At 63.4% G+C, this 14982-nt stretch carries 14 protein-coding genes; 10 read left to right on the top strand and 4 right to left on the bottom strand.

The features are described 5' to 3' along the window. Nucleotides 1-35: 35 nt before the first annotated feature. The 3 genes from AC57B1_RS10800 to AC57B1_RS10790 all read left to right on the top strand — a co-directional run bounded on the left by AC57B1_RS10800 (nt 36) and on the right by AC57B1_RS10790 (nt 3665). On the top strand, nt 36-329 hold the full coding sequence (locus AC57B1_RS10800) for a DUF3761 domain-containing protein (RefSeq protein ID WP_408353051.1): 294 nt from the start codon (nt 36-38) through the stop codon (nt 327-329). 233 nt (nt 330-562) lie between these two features. Further along, nucleotides 563-2227, top strand: a complete 1665-nt coding sequence (ettA, locus tag AC57B1_RS10795) for an energy-dependent translational throttle protein EttA (protein WP_091798685.1) — start codon at nt 563-565, stop codon at nt 2225-2227. A gap of 316 nt (nt 2228-2543) precedes the next feature. After that, complete coding sequence (locus AC57B1_RS10790) at nt 2544-3665, top strand: DUF748 domain-containing protein (RefSeq protein ID WP_496417492.1); 1122 nt, start codon at nt 2544-2546, stop codon at nt 3663-3665. Between the two features lie 97 nt (nt 3666-3762). Here AC57B1_RS10790 and AC57B1_RS10785 read toward each other — a convergent pair whose 3' ends face one another. Genes AC57B1_RS10785 through AC57B1_RS10775 form a run of 3 tightly spaced genes read right to left on the bottom strand, consistent with a single transcriptional unit; the run spans nt 3763 to nt 6505 of the window. Beyond that, nucleotides 3763-4386, bottom strand: coding sequence for an HAD family hydrolase (locus AC57B1_RS10785; RefSeq protein WP_408353055.1), 624 nt, complete (start codon nt 4384-4386; stop codon nt 3763-3765). A 30-nt stretch (nt 4387-4416) separates the two neighbouring features. Next, nucleotides 4417-6231 (bottom strand): aminopeptidase P family protein, encoded by a 1815-nt coding sequence (locus AC57B1_RS10780; protein ID WP_496417491.1) that lies wholly within the window; start codon nt 6229-6231, stop codon nt 4417-4419. Nucleotides 6232-6250: 19 nt separating this feature from the next. Continuing rightward, nucleotides 6251-6505, bottom strand: coding sequence for a hypothetical protein (locus tag AC57B1_RS10775; protein ID WP_496417490.1), 255 nt, complete (start codon nt 6503-6505; stop codon nt 6251-6253). Between the two features lie 204 nt (nt 6506-6709). On the opposite strand from AC57B1_RS10775, the gene AC57B1_RS10770 reads away from it, so the two are divergent. From AC57B1_RS10770 to AC57B1_RS10740, 7 genes are all read left to right on the top strand, one after another. After that, nucleotides 6710-7420: a response regulator transcription factor gene (locus tag AC57B1_RS10770; protein WP_408353059.1), complete on the top strand. Its 711-nt coding sequence runs from the start codon at nt 6710-6712 to the stop codon at nt 7418-7420. Between the two features lie 63 nt (nt 7421-7483). After that, nucleotides 7484-8770, top strand: coding sequence for a glutamyl-tRNA reductase (hemA, locus tag AC57B1_RS10765; protein WP_091798664.1), 1287 nt, complete (start codon nt 7484-7486; stop codon nt 8768-8770). Between the two features lie 125 nt (nt 8771-8895). Next, entirely contained in the window at nt 8896-9978 is a 1083-nt protein-coding gene (gene prfA / locus AC57B1_RS10760; protein ID WP_091798661.1) for a peptide chain release factor 1, read from the top strand. 7 nt (nt 9979-9985) lie between these two features. Next, nucleotides 9986-10846 (top strand): peptide chain release factor N(5)-glutamine methyltransferase, encoded by an 861-nt coding sequence (gene prmC, locus AC57B1_RS10755; protein ID WP_496417489.1) that lies wholly within the window; start codon nt 9986-9988, stop codon nt 10844-10846. 118 nt (nt 10847-10964) lie between these two features. Then, on the top strand, nt 10965-11276 hold the full coding sequence (grxD, locus tag AC57B1_RS10750; RefSeq protein ID WP_007180255.1) for a Grx4 family monothiol glutaredoxin: 312 nt from the start codon (nt 10965-10967) through the stop codon (nt 11274-11276). A 44-nt stretch (nt 11277-11320) separates the two neighbouring features. Then, nucleotides 11321-11920 (top strand): UbiX family flavin prenyltransferase, encoded by a 600-nt coding sequence (locus tag AC57B1_RS10745; RefSeq protein WP_496417488.1) that lies wholly within the window; start codon nt 11321-11323, stop codon nt 11918-11920. A gap of 152 nt (nt 11921-12072) precedes the next feature. Beyond that, nucleotides 12073-12858: a DODA-type extradiol aromatic ring-opening family dioxygenase gene (locus AC57B1_RS10740; RefSeq protein WP_408185669.1), complete on the top strand. Its 786-nt coding sequence runs from the start codon at nt 12073-12075 to the stop codon at nt 12856-12858. Between the two features lie 129 nt (nt 12859-12987). On the opposite strand, the gene AC57B1_RS10735 is transcribed toward AC57B1_RS10740, so the two are convergent. Further along, nucleotides 12988-14583 carry an APC family permease gene (locus AC57B1_RS10735; RefSeq protein WP_091798648.1) on the bottom strand — a complete coding sequence of 532 codons (1596 nt, stop codon included), beginning with the start codon at nt 14581-14583 and terminating at the stop codon, nt 12988-12990. Between the last annotated feature and the right edge of the window lie 399 nt (nt 14584-14982).

Raw genomic sequence — 14982 nt, 5'->3', positions numbered from 1 at the left:
CCCGGGCAGTCAGAATAACAAGCACTCGAAAGACCATGATGGGCATGACCCGTAAGACCTTGCGATCCTGCGCGGTAGTCGCAGCGCTGCTGTTTAGCGTCTCGTCGGCGTTCGCGTATGTTGCGGGCACGACGCCGGACGAAGCGAACCTCAGCAATCACAACACCTACACCAATCGCGACGGCAACACCGTGCACGCGCCGGCCCGCTCGTTATCCGGCAAGGCGCCGGAAGGCGCCACGGCACGTTGCCGCGACGGCACCTACAGCTTTAGCCGCCACCGCAGCGGCACGTGTTCGCGCCACGGCGGCGTGGCGGATTGGCTCTGAGCATCCGGGCGGGACCTGGCCGAACGGACACCCACTGCCGTGCCCTGCCCCTGCCGAAGTACAATGCCATTTGAAGAACCCGCCCGCGCGCGGGGCGTCGCGAAGTTCGACGCCACGCTCCAAGCCGCGCCGGCCGGCGCCGGGCGCTCTGCCCGGCCATAACACCGATTACCCATCCACCCACGACTGCCCGCCCCCTCGCGGCCGGCGTCGTCAACGTCTATTGCAAGCAAATGGCCCAATACGTTTTCACCATGAACCGGGTCGGCAAGATCGTGCCGCCCAAGCGTCAAATCCTCAAGGACATCTCGCTGTCGTTTTTTCCCGGCGCGAAGATCGGCCTGCTCGGCCTGAACGGCTCGGGCAAGTCGACGCTGATCCGCATCATGGCCGGTGTGGACAAGGACATCGAAGGCGAAGCCACGCCGATGCCGAACCTGAACATCGGCTATCTGCCGCAGGAACCGCAACTCGATCCGAACAAGACGGTGCGTGAAGCCGTCGAGGAAGGTCTCGGCGATGTCTTCGGCGCGCAAAAGAAGCTGGACGAAATCTACGCGGCCTACGCCGAACCTGACGCCGACTTCGACGCGCTCGCCGCCGAACAGGCGAAGTACGAAGCGATCCTCGCCACCACCGACGGCAGCGCTGAGCAGCAAATCGAAATCGCTGCCGACGCGCTGCGCCTGCCGGCCTGGGACGCAAAGATCGAGCATCTTTCGGGTGGCGAAAAGCGCCGCGTCGCGCTGTGCAAGCTCCTGCTCGAAAAGCCGGACATGCTGTTGCTGGATGAGCCGACCAACCACCTGGACGCGGAATCGGTCGACTGGCTGGAACAGTTCCTCACGCGCTTCCCGGGCACCGTGGTCGCCGTGACTCACGATCGCTACTTCCTCGATAACGCCGCCGAGTGGATTCTCGAACTCGACCGCGGCCACGGCATTCCCTGGAAGGGCAACTACAGCAGCTGGCTCGATCAGAAGGAAGAGCGGCTGAAACAGGAAGAATCGTCGGAATCGGCGCGTCAGAAGGCCATCAAGAAGGAACTGGAGTGGGTGCGCCAGAATCCGAAGGGCCGTCAGGCGAAGTCGAAGGCGCGTATCGCCCGCTTCGAGGAACTGAACAGCCAGGACTATCAGAAGCGCAATGAAACGCAGGAAATCTTCATTCCGGTCGGCGACCGTCTCGGCAATGAAGTGATCGAGTTCAAGAACGTCAGCAAGTCGTATGGCGATCGTCTGCTGCTCGACAACGTCAGCTTCAAGATTCCGGCTGGCGCGATCGTCGGCATCATCGGACCGAACGGCGCGGGTAAGTCCACGCTGTTCCGCATGCTCACCGGCCGCGAACAGCCGGATTCGGGCGAGATCGTACAAGGCCCGACCGTCAAGCTCGCCTACGTGGACCAAAGCCGCGACGCGCTGGACGGCTCGAAAACCGTGTTTGAGGAAATCTCCGGCGGTGCGGACGTGCTGACGGTCGGCAAGTATGAAACGCCGTCGCGTGCGTATATCGGGCGCTTCAACTTCAAGGGCGGCGATCAGCAGAAGATCGTCGGCAATCTGTCGGGTGGCGAGCGCGGCCGGCTGCACCTGGCCAAGACGCTGATCGCGGGCGGCAACGTGCTGCTGCTCGACGAACCGTCGAACGATCTCGACGTCGAAACGCTGCGCGCGCTGGAAGACGCGTTGCTCGAGTTCGCAGGCTCCGTGCTGGTGATCTCGCACGATCGCTGGTTCCTCGACCGGATCGCCACGCACATTCTCGCGTTCGAAGGCGATTCGCAAGTCACGTTCTTCGACGGCAATTACCAGGAATACGAAGCCGACAAGCGCGCGCGTCTGGGTGAAGAAGGTGCGCGTCCGAAGCGTCTGCGTTACAAGCCGATCGCGCGATAAGGTCGAACCGGGCCGCCTGCTCGTCGGCTGGGCTGACGCGCAGGCCGCCTCGACGGCCGCGCTCTTGCGTGCGCGCGTGCCCACGTGTGCTCGCGCGGGCGAATTTTGCGGCGCCGCGTAGCAGGTTCCGCGAACACCTGGCGTCGCCGAGATGAGCAGCAGGGCACACACCTTGCGTACCATGGCGTGATACATGTCATCGCGGCGGGGCGCGTGCGGTCCGCCGCGATGATCCAATTCAGGCGCGCGCCCGCCCGTCGAGTGCAACGGCCGATCACTGCCACACCGCCCGGAACGCGGTGACGAGGAGGTAAGCATGACGATGTCGAAGGGCAAGCGCTGGGCCGTGGCCGTAGGCGGCGTGCTGCTGGTGCTGATCGTCGTCGTGGTCGGCGCCTTGCAGTTCGCGCAACGCGAGGTCAAGGAGCGCGTGATCGCGGCGCTCGGGCCACTGGGCAGCGCCGAAACCATCGACGTCGGCCTGACGTCCGTCCGTCTCACCAACGTTCTTCTGAAAGCACCGCCTGGCTGGCCGGCCGGCGATCCGCTCAGAGCGGACGAAATCACCCTCACACCCGACATTCGCGATCTGATCGCGCGGCGCATGCATGTCCGCAGCGTGGTGGTGCGCGGCTTCGATATCGCCGTGCTGCGTACCAAGGACGGTGCGATTCGCCTGATGCCGAATCTGCGGCAAACGGTGAACCAGGCCGAAATCGACGCCAGCGGCGCGACGGTGCCCATTACTCGCGAAAAGCAGGTCGATCACATCCGTTTCGAACAGGGCAACTTCCACTTCTACGACATGACGGTCGGTCCACCGGCGTTCAAGGTGACGGTCAGCAATGCCAACGCAACCGTCGACAATCTGCGCCTGCCCGCCCTCACCGAGCCGACCAGCGTCAATGTCACAGGCTCGATCAAAGGCCCCGCGCACACGGGCAGCGTGTCGTTCGGCGGCTGGATCAAGATCGCCAGCAAGGATTCGCAGACCACCAGCAAACTGCGAGGCGTCGACGTCGTGATGCTCGATCCGTACCTGATCAAGAAGGCCGGCGCCAAGGCCCAAGTGGCTAGCGGCACGGTCGACCTGACCGTCGAATCGACGGTGCGCAACTATCAGCTCCACGCACCCGGAACGTTGACGGTCCACAATCTGCAACTCGCCGACAGCGGCAATCCGCTCGACACCTTCATGTCGATTCCGACCAAAGCCGCCGTCGCGGCGCTCAAGACGCACAACGGCGATATCACGCTGCATTTCGTTCTGGATGGGAATTTGCGCGACCCGAAATTCTCGGTGCAGGAAGGCCTGATGCAGCGCATCGGCACCGGCTTTGCGAAGGCGCTAGGCGTGAGCGTCGAGGATGTGGCGAAAGGCGCGGGACAAACCGTGAAAGGTCTGGGTAATGCGTTGAAGAGTCTGCTTGGCCAGTAAGTCAGTCAGCCAAGGCGCAACGCGCGGACACATGCAGGGGTGAAGCGGCGCTTCTCGAAAACTGACGCACCGCCTTGCCGCCAGAACAACGCCCGCCTCAAACCGGCAGCCCCAGCTCGCGTAGTTTCGCTTCGGTTTGCCCGGCGCTGGTGTGATGCACGCCGTGCCAACCGAGCGCCGTCGCGGCTTCGGCGTTCTTCTGATTGTCGTCGATAAATACGAGTTCGGCCGGTTCGATGCCCGGCAATTGCGCCTCGATCCGCTCACGCATGGCCGCGAAGATGGCCGGATCGGGCTTCACCAACTGCACCCGCCCCGACACGACAATGTCGCGAAACCGCCGCAACACCGGGTAATGCTCCCACGCATACGGAAAGGTCTCCGCCGACCAGTTGGTCAGTCCGAAGAGCGGAACTTCGGCCGCTTCGAGCTTTTCCATGATCGCCACGCCCTCGTCCAGCACGCCGGCCACCATCTCGTGCCAGCGTTCGTAGAACGCGCGAATCAGCGTCTCGTGATCGGGAAATTTCGCGACGAGTTCTTCGGTGGCCTCGACGATCGGCTGGCCGCCGTCCTGACGGATTACCCAGTCCATCGAACAGACGTGCGTCAGAAACCAGCGGCGCTCGGTTTCGTCAGGGATCAGTTCCCGATACAGGTACTCGGGGCTCCAGTCGATCAGCACGCCGCCGAAATCGAACACCACTGCCTTGATGGCCATGCACGCTCCGTGAGCAGGTTTCCTGGGCGATCAGATGGGTTGCGTGCGCAACTCCAGCCACGCTTTGGCCTCGCCCGACACATGCGGCGACAGGCGCGTGCGGACCGTCTCGTGATACGCGTTTAGCCACGCGCGTTCGTCCTCGCGCAGCAGCGACAGGTCGAGACAACGTGTGTCGATCGGGCACAGCGTCAAGGTCTCGAACTTGAGGAAGTCACCGAACTCGGTCTGGCCGGCAGGCACGTTCAGCACCAGGTTCTCGATGCGCACGCCCCACTTGCCCGGACGATAGATGCCGGGCTCGACCGAGGTGATCATGCCTTCTTCCATCGCGGTCCACGGTTCGGCCGGCGCATAGTGCGAAATGACCTGCGGGCCTTCGTGCACGTTCAGGAAGTAGCCCACGCCGTGACCGGTGCCGTGGCCGTAGTCGGCGCCCGCTTCCCAGATCGGCGCGCGGGCGATCGCGTCGAGCATCGGCGAACGGATGCCGCGCGGGAACTGCGCGCGCGAAAGCGCCATGGTGCCCTTGAGCACGATCGTGAAATCGCCCCGCTGCGCTTCGCTGATGGTGCCGATCGGCACCACGCGCGTGATGTCGGTCGTGCCGCTCAGATATTGCGCGCCGGAATCGATCAGCAGCAGGCCGTTGCCCTCGATCACCGAATGGGATTCCTCGGTGGCGCGGTAGTGCGGCATGGCGCCGTTCGCGTTGAAGCCGGCGATCGTCGCGAAGCTCAGCGACACGAAGCCGGGACGGCGCGCCCGGGCCGCCGTCAACTGTTCGTCGATAGTGAGTTCGGTGATCGTTTCGCGGCCCAGCGCGCCTTCGAACCAGGCGAAAAATTCCGCCAGCGCCGCGCCGTCCTGTTCCATCGTCTCGCGCACATGCTCGGCTTCCGCCTCGGTCTTGCGCGACTTGAAGAAGGTTGACGGATTGACGCCCTCGACCACCGTGACCGTGGACGGCACCGATTGCAGCGAGCCGAACGTGATGCGGCGCGGGTCGATCAGCAGCGTGCTGCCGGCGGGCAGCGCGGCCAGCGCGTCCGCAGCCTTGGCATAGGGCTCGACGCTGATGTTGTCTTTCGCCAGCGCATCGGCCAGCGCCTGCGGCACCTTGCCGTCCGCGACAAAGAGGGATGCGTGATCCGCGCCGATCAGCGCGTGCGCCACGAATACCGGGTTGTAGCTGACGTCGGCGCCACGCAGATTCAGCAGCCACGCGAGGTCGTCGAGCGTGGAGATGAAATGCCATTGCGCGCCTTTGTCCGCCATTGCGCGGCGAATCTGCGCGAGTTTTTCCGAACGGGCGACGCTCGCGTGCGGCGCGGCATGCTCGAACACGGCGGCGGCCGGGAGCGACGGACGCTGCGGCCAGATCGCGTCGAACAGATCGACGTCGGTGCGCAGTTTCACACCGCGCGCGCTCAGCGCCTGGTTCAAGGCACGCGCCGCCGCCACGCCGAGCACGGCGCCGTCCACGCCCACGGTGCCGCCGGCCGGCACGTTCTGCGCGAGCCATTCGAAATGCGGCGCGGTCTGCTGGCCGCCGGTCATCTTCATCAACTGAACGCCGGTACCAGCCAGTTGGGTATTGGCCTGCTCCCAATAGCGGCTGTCCGTCCAGACGCCGGCGAAGTCGGCGGTGACGATCAGCGTGCCGGCCGAACCGGTGAAGCCGGACAGCCACTGTCGGCCTTGCCAGCGCCCGGGCAGATATTCGGATAAATGCGGATCGGCGGACGGCACCAGGTAGGCAGCAACGCCTTCGCGCGCCATTGCGTTGCGCAAAGTCGCGAGCCGTTCGGGAATGGAGGAAGTTTCGGGAAGTCGGGCATTCATCGGAGTTACCTGCAAATATTCATCGACGGGAAAGCAAGCCGACCGTCACGGCAACGGCGATCAACGCAATGGCGGTGCATACCGGCCATTCGAGCGTATCACCGTCATGAAAGAGACCAATCACATTGCCGGCCATGTGCGCGACGGCCGCACCCAGCACGCCCGCCAGCAGCGCCAGCCACCACCGGGCTCGACTCGCGCGCCGCAGCGGATGCAACCACCAGCCCGCGAGGCCAATCACCGCCCCCAATACCACGAGCCCAGGCCACCCCATTAGCAGCAGGCCTCGCGCAGTTTCGGATTCGTCTCATGGGCGCAAGGGGCCAATACAGCTAGCATTTTTGTCTCATTAACTATAGAAGTTCAGCACGGCGCTTTCCGCATAGCGGTTGAGTTTAGGGGTCGGGGTGATGTTAGGCAAGCTGTAAGCCTTACGGAAAAGCCTGGTCCCCGGTCATTGCCACGCTGAAAGCGCGTCATGCGAATCGCCCTTATCGAGCCGGACCTGCGGCACGCTGAACTGGTTGGCCGGCTGGTTTTCGCCGGCGGCCATCTGTGTCAGCACTTCACCGCGAGCGTCCCGTTTCTGACTCGCGCCAACGAAGAATTCTTCGACCTTCTCATCACCGAAAGCTGGGCCGGCGACCATTCCGCCGAAGACGTCATCCCGCGCGCCCGCGTCATCCTGCCGGGCTTGCCGGTGATCGTGCTGATGTCGGCCCCGCGCGAAAGCCAGATTGTTGCCGCGCTGCACGCCGGCGCCGACGACTGCCTGACCAAACCGGTCCGCGGCCCGGAGATGCTGGCGCGGGTGGACGCGCTGCTGCGGCGCGCGGGCTTGCGGCGGCCGCCCAACCGAAGGCGCGACATCATCGGCGAATATGCGTTCGACGCGGCGCAGTTCGCCGTCACATTCCGTAACCGGACGGTCACGCTCACGCCAAAGGAATTCCGCCTTGCGCTGCTGCTCTTCAGCAATCTGTCCCGGCCGGTGTCGCGGGCGCATATTCTTGAAAACGTCTGGGCACGCCGCCGCGACGTAAGGTCGCGCACCGTCGACACCCACGCGTCGCGGGTGCGCAGCAAACTGCAACTTCACCCCGAACACGGTTATTGCCTGACGCCGCTGTACGGCTTCGGCTACCAACTCGACGCAATCCCGCCGGAAGCCGTCATGGAGGCCGAATGACACCCTCACAATGTAAGAATCGTGGAAACGCTATAATATTTAGCTAAACCATAGCTCTCCCAAATGCAGCTTCTAACGATCGGAATCAACCACCACACTGCGCCTGTCGCCTTGCGCGAACGCGTGGCGTTTCCGCTCGAACAGATCAAACCTGCGTTGGACACCTTCAAGAGCATCTGGCTCGGCCCGTCGGCCAGTACCGCGCCGGAAGCGGCAATTCTGTCCACCTGCAACCGCACCGAGCTCTACTGCGCGACCAACGACCAGGCCGCGCGCGAAGCCGCGATCCAGTGGCTGTCCAAATACCACAACCTGCCCATCGACCAACTCGCGCCGCACGTCTACGCGCTGCCGCAGTCGGAAGCCGTGCGCCACGCGTTCCGCGTTGCGTCCGGGCTGGATTCAATGGTGTTGGGTGAAACGCAAATCGTCGGACAAATGAAGGATGCGGTGCGCACCGCGTCCGAAGCCGGCGCGCTCGGCACCTATCTGAACCAGTTGTTCCAGCGCACCTTCGCCGTGGCCAAGGAAGTGCGCAGCACCACCGAAATCGGCGCGCAGTCGGTTTCCATGGCCGCCGCCGCCGTGCGCCTCGCGCAGCGGATTTTCGACAAGGTCTCGAACCAGCGCGTGCTGTTCATCGGCGCGGGCGAAATGATCGAGCTGTGCGCCACGCACTTCGCCGCGCAGCAGCCGCGCGAACTCGTGGTCGCGAATCGCACGGCCGAGCGCGGCACGCGTCTCGCCGAGCGCTTCAACGGCCGCGCCATTCCGCTAGCGGAACTGCCCTCGCGCATGCATGAGTTCGACATCATCGTGTCGTGCACCGCGTCAACCTTGCCGATCATCGGTTTGGGCGCGGTCGAGCGGGCAGTGAAAGCGCGCCGCCATCGGCCAATTTTCATGGTCGATCTGGCCGTTCCGCGCGATATCGAACCCGAAGTCGGCCAGCTGGAAGACGTGTTTCTGTACACCGTCGACGACCTCGGCGCGATCGTGCGCGAAGGCAATGCATCACGGCAAGCCGCGGTCGCACAGGCCGAAGCGATCATCGAGACGCGCGTGCAGAATTTCATGCAATGGCTGGACGCACGCAGCATCGTGCCGGTGATCCGTCATATGCACACGCAGGCCGACGTGCTGCGTCGTGCTGAAGTGGAACGCGCGCAGAAAATGCTCGCTCGCGGCGACGATCCGGCGGCCGTACTCGAAGCGCTGTCGCAAGCGCTCACCAATAAATTGATCCACGGGCCCACGCACGCGCTCAATCGCGCGAGCAGCGAAAACCGTGACACGCTCATCGAACTCATGAGCGGTTTTTACAAACACTCCGGTTCCACGGAGCGTTAGCGGCGCAGCCAGCACCGCGCTGTCCGGGCCATCCGCTAATGGCCCGCGACGTGCTTCCGACCCAAGGGCATCCGCCCATTCCCCTAGTCGTCGTCCTCACCGGAGCCCGCTCCGATACCCGTCCGATGAAAACGAGCATGCAACGCAAGCTCGACCAGCTCACTACCCGGCTGGCCGAACTGAACGATCTGTTGAGCCGAGAGGACATCACCTCGAATCTCGACCAATACCGCAAGCTCACGCGGGAACACGCCGAGCTTGGGCCGGTGGTCGAGCACTACGCGCTGTGGCGCCAGGCCATGAACGACGCGGCCACCGCGCAGGAACTGCTGGCGGATGCGTCCATGCGCGACTTCGCGGAAGAAGAAATTCGCGCGGCCCGCGAGCGCATGGACAAGCTCGGCGCCGAGTTGCAGAAAATGCTGCTGCCGAAAGACCCGAACGACGATCGCAACATCTTTCTCGAAATCCGCGCCGGCACGGGCGGCGATGAATCCGCGCTGTTCGCGGGCGACCTGCTGCGCATGTACCTGCGCTTTGCCGAGCGCAACCGCTGGCAAGTGGAGATGATGTCGGCGAGCGAATCCGATCTGGGCGGCTACAAGGAAGTGATCGTGCGGATCGCCGGCGAGGCCGCTTACTCGAAGCTGAAGTTCGAGTCCGGCGGCCATCGCGTGCAACGCGTGCCGGCGACCGAAACCCAGGGCCGCATTCACACCTCCGCATGCACGGTCGCGGTAATGCCTGAAGCGGACGAAATCGGCGAGGTCGAGATCAATCCGGCCGACCTGCGCATCGACACGTTTCGCGCGTCCGGCGCGGGCGGGCAGCACATCAACAAGACCGATTCCGCGGTGCGCGTCACGCACTTGCCGACCGGCATCGTCGTGGAGTGTCAGGACGATCGTTCGCAGCACAAGAACAAGGACCGCGCGCTGAAGGTGCTGGCCGCGCGTATCAAGGACAAGCAGTCGCACGAACAGCAGGCGAAGGAAGCCGCCACGCGTAAGAGCCTGATCGGCTCGGGCGACCGCTCGGAGCGGATCCGCACTTACAACTTCCCGCAAGGACGTCTGACGGATCACCGCATCAATCTGACGCTCTACCGCCTCGACGCAATCATGGACGGCGATCTGGACGAGCTGATCGCGGCGCTCGTCAGCGAGCATCAGGCCGAATTGCTGGCCTCGCTGGGCGACGCGGACTAACGCGCGCATGACTTCGGCCACACCTGCTACGCCGGCCACGCCCGCCACGTTGCTGCGCGGCTCGCCGCTGCCGTCGCTCGAAGCGCGGATTCTGCTCACGCACGTGCTCGGCTGGCGGCCCACGCAGCTGATTACGCGCAGCGACGAAGTGCTGGGCGCCGAGCTTGTCGAACGTTATCTGGCGCTGCAAGCGCGGCGCGCAGCCGGCGAGCCGGTGGCGCAACTGGTCGGCGCACGGGAATTTTTCGGACTGGACTTCGAGGTGACGCCGCACGTGCTGATTCCGCGCCCCGAAACCGAATTGCTGGTCGAAACCGCGCTGGCGGCGCTCGAAAACAGCCCGCGGCCTCGCGTGCTCGATCTTGGCACCGGCACCGGTGCGATTGCCGTCGCGATCGCCTCGATGCGGCCGGACGCGCAGGTTTGGGCGCTCGACCGTTCCGCCGAGGCGCTCGCGGTGGCCACGCGCAACGCCGCGCGCCTACTCGACGCGAAGCGTCCCGGCGGCGCTGTCGTGTTGACGCAAAGCGACTGGTACGACTCGCTCGACGCCACGTTGCGCTTTGACGTGATCGTCAGCAATCCGCCGTATATCGCGAGCGGCGATCCGCATCTGGATGAAGGCGATCTGCGCTTCGAACCGCGCGGCGCGCTCACCGACGAAGCCGACGGGCTCAGCGCAATTCGCGCGATCGTCGCCGGCGCGCCCCCACGGCTCGCGGCCAACGGCGTATTGTGGATGGAGCACGGCTACGATCAGGCCGAAGCCGTTCGCGCGTTGCTAACGGCGCACGGCTTTGCGCAAGTCCGCTCGGAACGCGATCTTGCCGGCATCGAGCGGATCAGCGGCGGGCGTTTGGCCGGTTGACCCGCATCGCCTAATATCCACAAGCGCGGAACGGACATCGCGGCGCTCGGCCGGCTGTATCGAAATCCGCTATCATTTCAGCCTATTCCCTACACATACCGGAACCGCAAGGTCAGTCATGGATACGCAACAACGCATCAAGCAAATCGTCGACGACAACGCTGTCGTTCTCTTCATGAAGGGCACCGCTCAGTTCCCGATGTGCGGCTTTTCGGGCCGCGCCATCCAGATCCTGAAGGCGTGCGGCGTCGGTGAAATCAAGACCGTCAACGTCCTGGAGGACGACGAAGTCCGCCAGGGCATCAAGCAGTTCTCGAACTGGCCCACCATTCCGCAGCTCTATGTGAAGGGCGAATTCATCGGCGGCTCGGACATCATGATGGAAATGTACGAATCGGGCGAACTGCAACAACTGTTCGCCGCGGCCTGAGCGGTCCCGGTCAACCCGCTTTTATCCCTAAGGCGCCGCGAGCCATGGAAACACGCGCTGCGGCGCCACGCCGGCTGATCGTCGCGATCACTGGCGCGACCGGTGCCATCTACGGCATCCGTCTGCTCGAGACGCTGCGCCGACTGGGCGGCGTCGAAAGCCACCTGCTGATTTCGAGCGCGGGCTGGCTCAACATCCAGCACGAACTCCAATTGAGCAAAGAAGCAGTGCATCCGCTCGCGGATGTCGTCCATTCGGTGCGCGACGTCGGCGCGAGCATCGCGTCGGGTTCGTTTGCCACCGACGGCATGGTCGTCGCCCCTTGCTCGATGAAGACGCTCGCCAGCGTTGCCCACGGTTTCTCGGACAACCTGATCACGCGCGCCGCCGATGTCACGCTCAAAGAGCGCCGCCGCCTCGTGTTGCTCGTTCGCGAGACGCCGTTCAATCTGGTGCACTTGCGCAATATGACGGCGGTCACTGAAATGGGCGGCGTGATCTTCCCGCCCTTGCCGGCCTTCTACAACCAACCCGCTTCCATCGACGAAATGGTCGATCACACCGTGGCGCGCGTGCTGGACCTGTTTGCGCTCGGACCGGCCTTGTCGCCCGCGTGGGCTGGGCTGCGCGGTGCTCAGGAATAACGCGCCTGTGAAATAAGTCTGCGCACACGCGCTGATTAACAACACCTGCGACACAATCAATTCCTTTTTTAACCGTTTATCAAACAGCGGTTCACCCCTATATTGGTAGCAACCCAATCTCTGCGCCGCACATTAGCCGCGGCGCTGCTGCCATGAACCGCTTGCCTTCGCTTTTCCTGTCGCACGGCGCGCCCACGCTGCCGATCGACCCGTCGTTGCCGTCCGCCGAATTCGGCGTACTCGGCGCACAACTGCCGCGTCCGGAATCGGTGCTGATGCTGTCGGCCCATTGGGGCACGGCGCAGCCAGTGGTGAGCACGTCGACGGCGCCGGAAACCATTCACGATTTCTATGGCTTTCCGCGTCAGTTGTACGAGATCCAGTATCCGGCGCCGGGCGCGCCCGATGTCGCGCGCCGTGCCGCGGTGCTGCTCAACGACAACGGCATCCTCGCGGACGCCCAGCCGCACGGACTCGACCACGGCGCATGGGTGCCGATGCTGCTCATGTTCCCGCACGCCGACGTGCCCGTCGCCCAATTGTCGATCCAGCCGCACATGGACCCGGCGCACCACTTCCGCGTCGGCCGTGCGCTGCGCTCGTTGAGAGACGACGGCGTGATGGTGATCGGCTCCGGCCAGATCACGCACAATCTGCGCGCCGCCGATTTCTCCGCGCGCCCCGAAGATGCCGATCCGCGCGTCGCCGAATTCACCGGCTGGTTCGAGGAAAAGCTCGCCGCGCACGATATCGACGCGCTGCTCGATTACCGCCGCCAGGCGCCGCATGCGGTGCTGATGCACCCGACCGACGAGCATTTGCTGCCTGTCTTCGCCGCATTGGGCGCAGCGGACGACGATTATTCGCTAGCCATCCAGTCGCTCGGAACGTATCAGCGCTCGCTGGCCATGACGAATTACGTGTTCGGCACCGTCTGATCGATTGGCCGCCTTGAGTTAAGGACGGCCTGAACGCCGCAAACAAAAACCCCCGCCTGAATTGCTCGAGGCGGGGGGTTTTTACAGCGGATCCGACTTCGATCCAGCGAGCGGACTCAGCGCGGCACCTTAGTGCGCACCCATGCCTTCGAGTACTTCGTCGTGCTCCTCGCGCTCGTCCAGATATTCCGAGCGATAGCCGCTATTCACGCCCCAGTAGTAAAACACCAGCGAAAACGCGATGACCACCAGCATGTCCCAGCCGTAAGGGATCAGGTCATGACCGCCGAACTGCTTGCTGCCGATCAGCGACAGAATCGCCATCACGGGCAGATAGGCAACCAGCCACCATGCCGCCTTCAGATCACGCCCCCAGCCGGCAAAGCCCGACTTCGCCTGAAAGTAAAAGTACACCGGCAGAGCGACGACCATCAGCAAAATGATCTCGCCGGTCAGCGGCCACTTCGCCCAGTACAGGATCAGCGACGCACAAACGAACGCGAACGGCGCAATGATCTTCATGCCCGGAATATGCAGAGGACGCTCGAGGTCCGTGGCCGCGCGGCGCAGGGACATCAGGCTGATCGGGCCGGTCAGGTACGAGATCACCGTGGCGACCGAAATCACCGCGGCCAGCGAACTCCAACCGCGGAAGAAGAACAGGAAAATGAACGACACCAGCAGGTTGAACCACATTGCCTGACGCGGCACGCCGTAGAACGGGTGCACGTTGCCGAACATCTTCGGCATCGTGTTGTTGCGCTCCATGGCGTAGATCATGCGGCTGGTGGTCGCCATGTAGGTCGTGCCGGTGCCGCTCGGGCTGACGAATGCGTCGACGTAGAGCAGGATTGCCAGCCAGTTCAGATTCAGCGCGATCGCGAGCTCGGCGAACGGCGACGCGAAGTTGAAGTGACTCCAGCCCTTCACCACGTCGCTCGGGTTCACCGCGCCGATATACGCGATCTGCAGCAGCACATAGATCACCAGTGCGAGCAGGATCGAGCCGATCACCGCGAACGGCACGCTCCTCGCCGGATTGCGCGCTTCACCGGCAAGGTTGATCGGGCTCTGGAAACCGTTGAACGCGAACACGATGCCGCTCGTCGCCACGGCGGTCAGCACCGCCGACCAGCCGTACGGCGCGAAGGTGCTCACTTCGCCGAAGTTTTCCTTGTGGAAGCCCGTCAGCATCAGACCGAGAATCGTCGCGCCGGGAATCAGAAATTTGAAGATCGTGATGGCCGAATTGGCGCGCGCGAACAGCTTGACGCCCCAGTAATTCAGCAGGAAGTAAATGATCACGAGCGCCGCGGACAGCAATAACCCGTTGGTGGTTAATGACCCATCCACGAATAGCGCATGCGCCCATGGATAGGGCCACGTACTCATATATTGAATGGATGCTTCAGCTTCGATGGGAATAACCGAAACGATAGCGATCCAGTTGGCCCATGCGCTGATGAAACCGACCAGTGCGCCATGCGAATAGCGCGCATAACGCACCATGCCGCCTGATTCAGGGAACATCGCGCCGAGTTCAGCGTAGGTCAATGCGATCGCGAGAATCACGACCGCGCCGATCACCCATGCACAAATGGCTGCGGGCCCGGCAATTTTTGCAGCCTTCCACGCGCCGAACAGCCAGCCCGATCCGATGATCGAACCCAAGCCGGTCAGCATCAGCGCGAACGGCCCGATGTTCCGTTGTATAGAACTTTTCACGTCTTCTCCTGTGACGGCCGGCGTTGGCGCTTCCGCACCTGCCCCGGCCCCATGCAAGTTTGCAGCAGATCCATGCCCGCACCGCTGACATCGCTTATGGCGCTGGAGACGGGTGACACGCATGCCTGCGCGACGGTTCATTCCAAACAGGTGCAACCGGCGCGCGGCGCGTAGTTTAACGGTTGCACCCAACGTGTGCACCGAAATTAGGGGTTCTCCCTAACAAAAAATTCGGATGAATGGCAAGCTTTGTAAGCAACTTTTGCGCCCGTTGTGCGAAAGTATGTAAAGTTATGTGGAGACTGTTGACCTTCTCTCAAAATCGCCGTATAACGTTCGGGCAGGATTTCAAGCGGCGAGTGAATTGGTCTTTCGTAGTTCGCCCATCAACGGTACTCC

It is taken from the genome of Paraburkholderia sp. BGA-UO-ETr-F21 (genome assembly GCF_059567925.1).
The sequence above is the reverse complement of the archived record's forward strand: the minus strand, read 5'-3'. Positions and strand labels throughout refer to the sequence as shown.

Excerpts from the sequence above, each read along its gene's own strand:
- AC57B1_RS10800 (WP_408353051.1), top strand. The coding sequence starts at position 36 with ATGATGGGCATGACCCGTAAGACCTTGCGATCCTGCGCGGTAGTCGCA.
- ettA (WP_091798685.1), top strand. The coding sequence starts at position 563 with ATGGCCCAATACGTTTTCACCATGAACCGGGTCGGCAAGATCGTGCCG.
- AC57B1_RS10790 (WP_496417492.1), top strand. The coding sequence starts at position 2,544 with ATGACGATGTCGAAGGGCAAGCGCTGGGCCGTGGCCGTAGGCGGCGTG.
- AC57B1_RS10785 (WP_408353055.1), bottom strand. The coding sequence starts at position 4,386 with ATGGCCATCAAGGCAGTGGTGTTCGATTTCGGCGGCGTGCTGATCGAC.
- AC57B1_RS10780 (WP_496417491.1), bottom strand. The coding sequence starts at position 6,231 with ATGAATGCCCGACTTCCCGAAACTTCCTCCATTCCCGAACGGCTCGCG.
- AC57B1_RS10775 (WP_496417490.1), bottom strand. The coding sequence starts at position 6,505 with ATGGGGTGGCCTGGGCTCGTGGTATTGGGGGCGGTGATTGGCCTCGCG.
- AC57B1_RS10770 (WP_408353059.1), top strand. The coding sequence starts at position 6,710 with ATGCGAATCGCCCTTATCGAGCCGGACCTGCGGCACGCTGAACTGGTT.
- hemA (WP_091798664.1), top strand. The coding sequence starts at position 7,484 with ATGCAGCTTCTAACGATCGGAATCAACCACCACACTGCGCCTGTCGCC.
- prfA (WP_091798661.1), top strand. The coding sequence starts at position 8,896 with ATGAAAACGAGCATGCAACGCAAGCTCGACCAGCTCACTACCCGGCTG.
- prmC (WP_496417489.1), top strand. The coding sequence starts at position 9,986 with ATGACTTCGGCCACACCTGCTACGCCGGCCACGCCCGCCACGTTGCTG.
- grxD (WP_007180255.1), top strand. The coding sequence starts at position 10,965 with ATGGATACGCAACAACGCATCAAGCAAATCGTCGACGACAACGCTGTC.
- AC57B1_RS10745 (WP_496417488.1), top strand. The coding sequence starts at position 11,321 with ATGGAAACACGCGCTGCGGCGCCACGCCGGCTGATCGTCGCGATCACT.
- AC57B1_RS10740 (WP_408185669.1), top strand. The coding sequence starts at position 12,073 with ATGAACCGCTTGCCTTCGCTTTTCCTGTCGCACGGCGCGCCCACGCTG.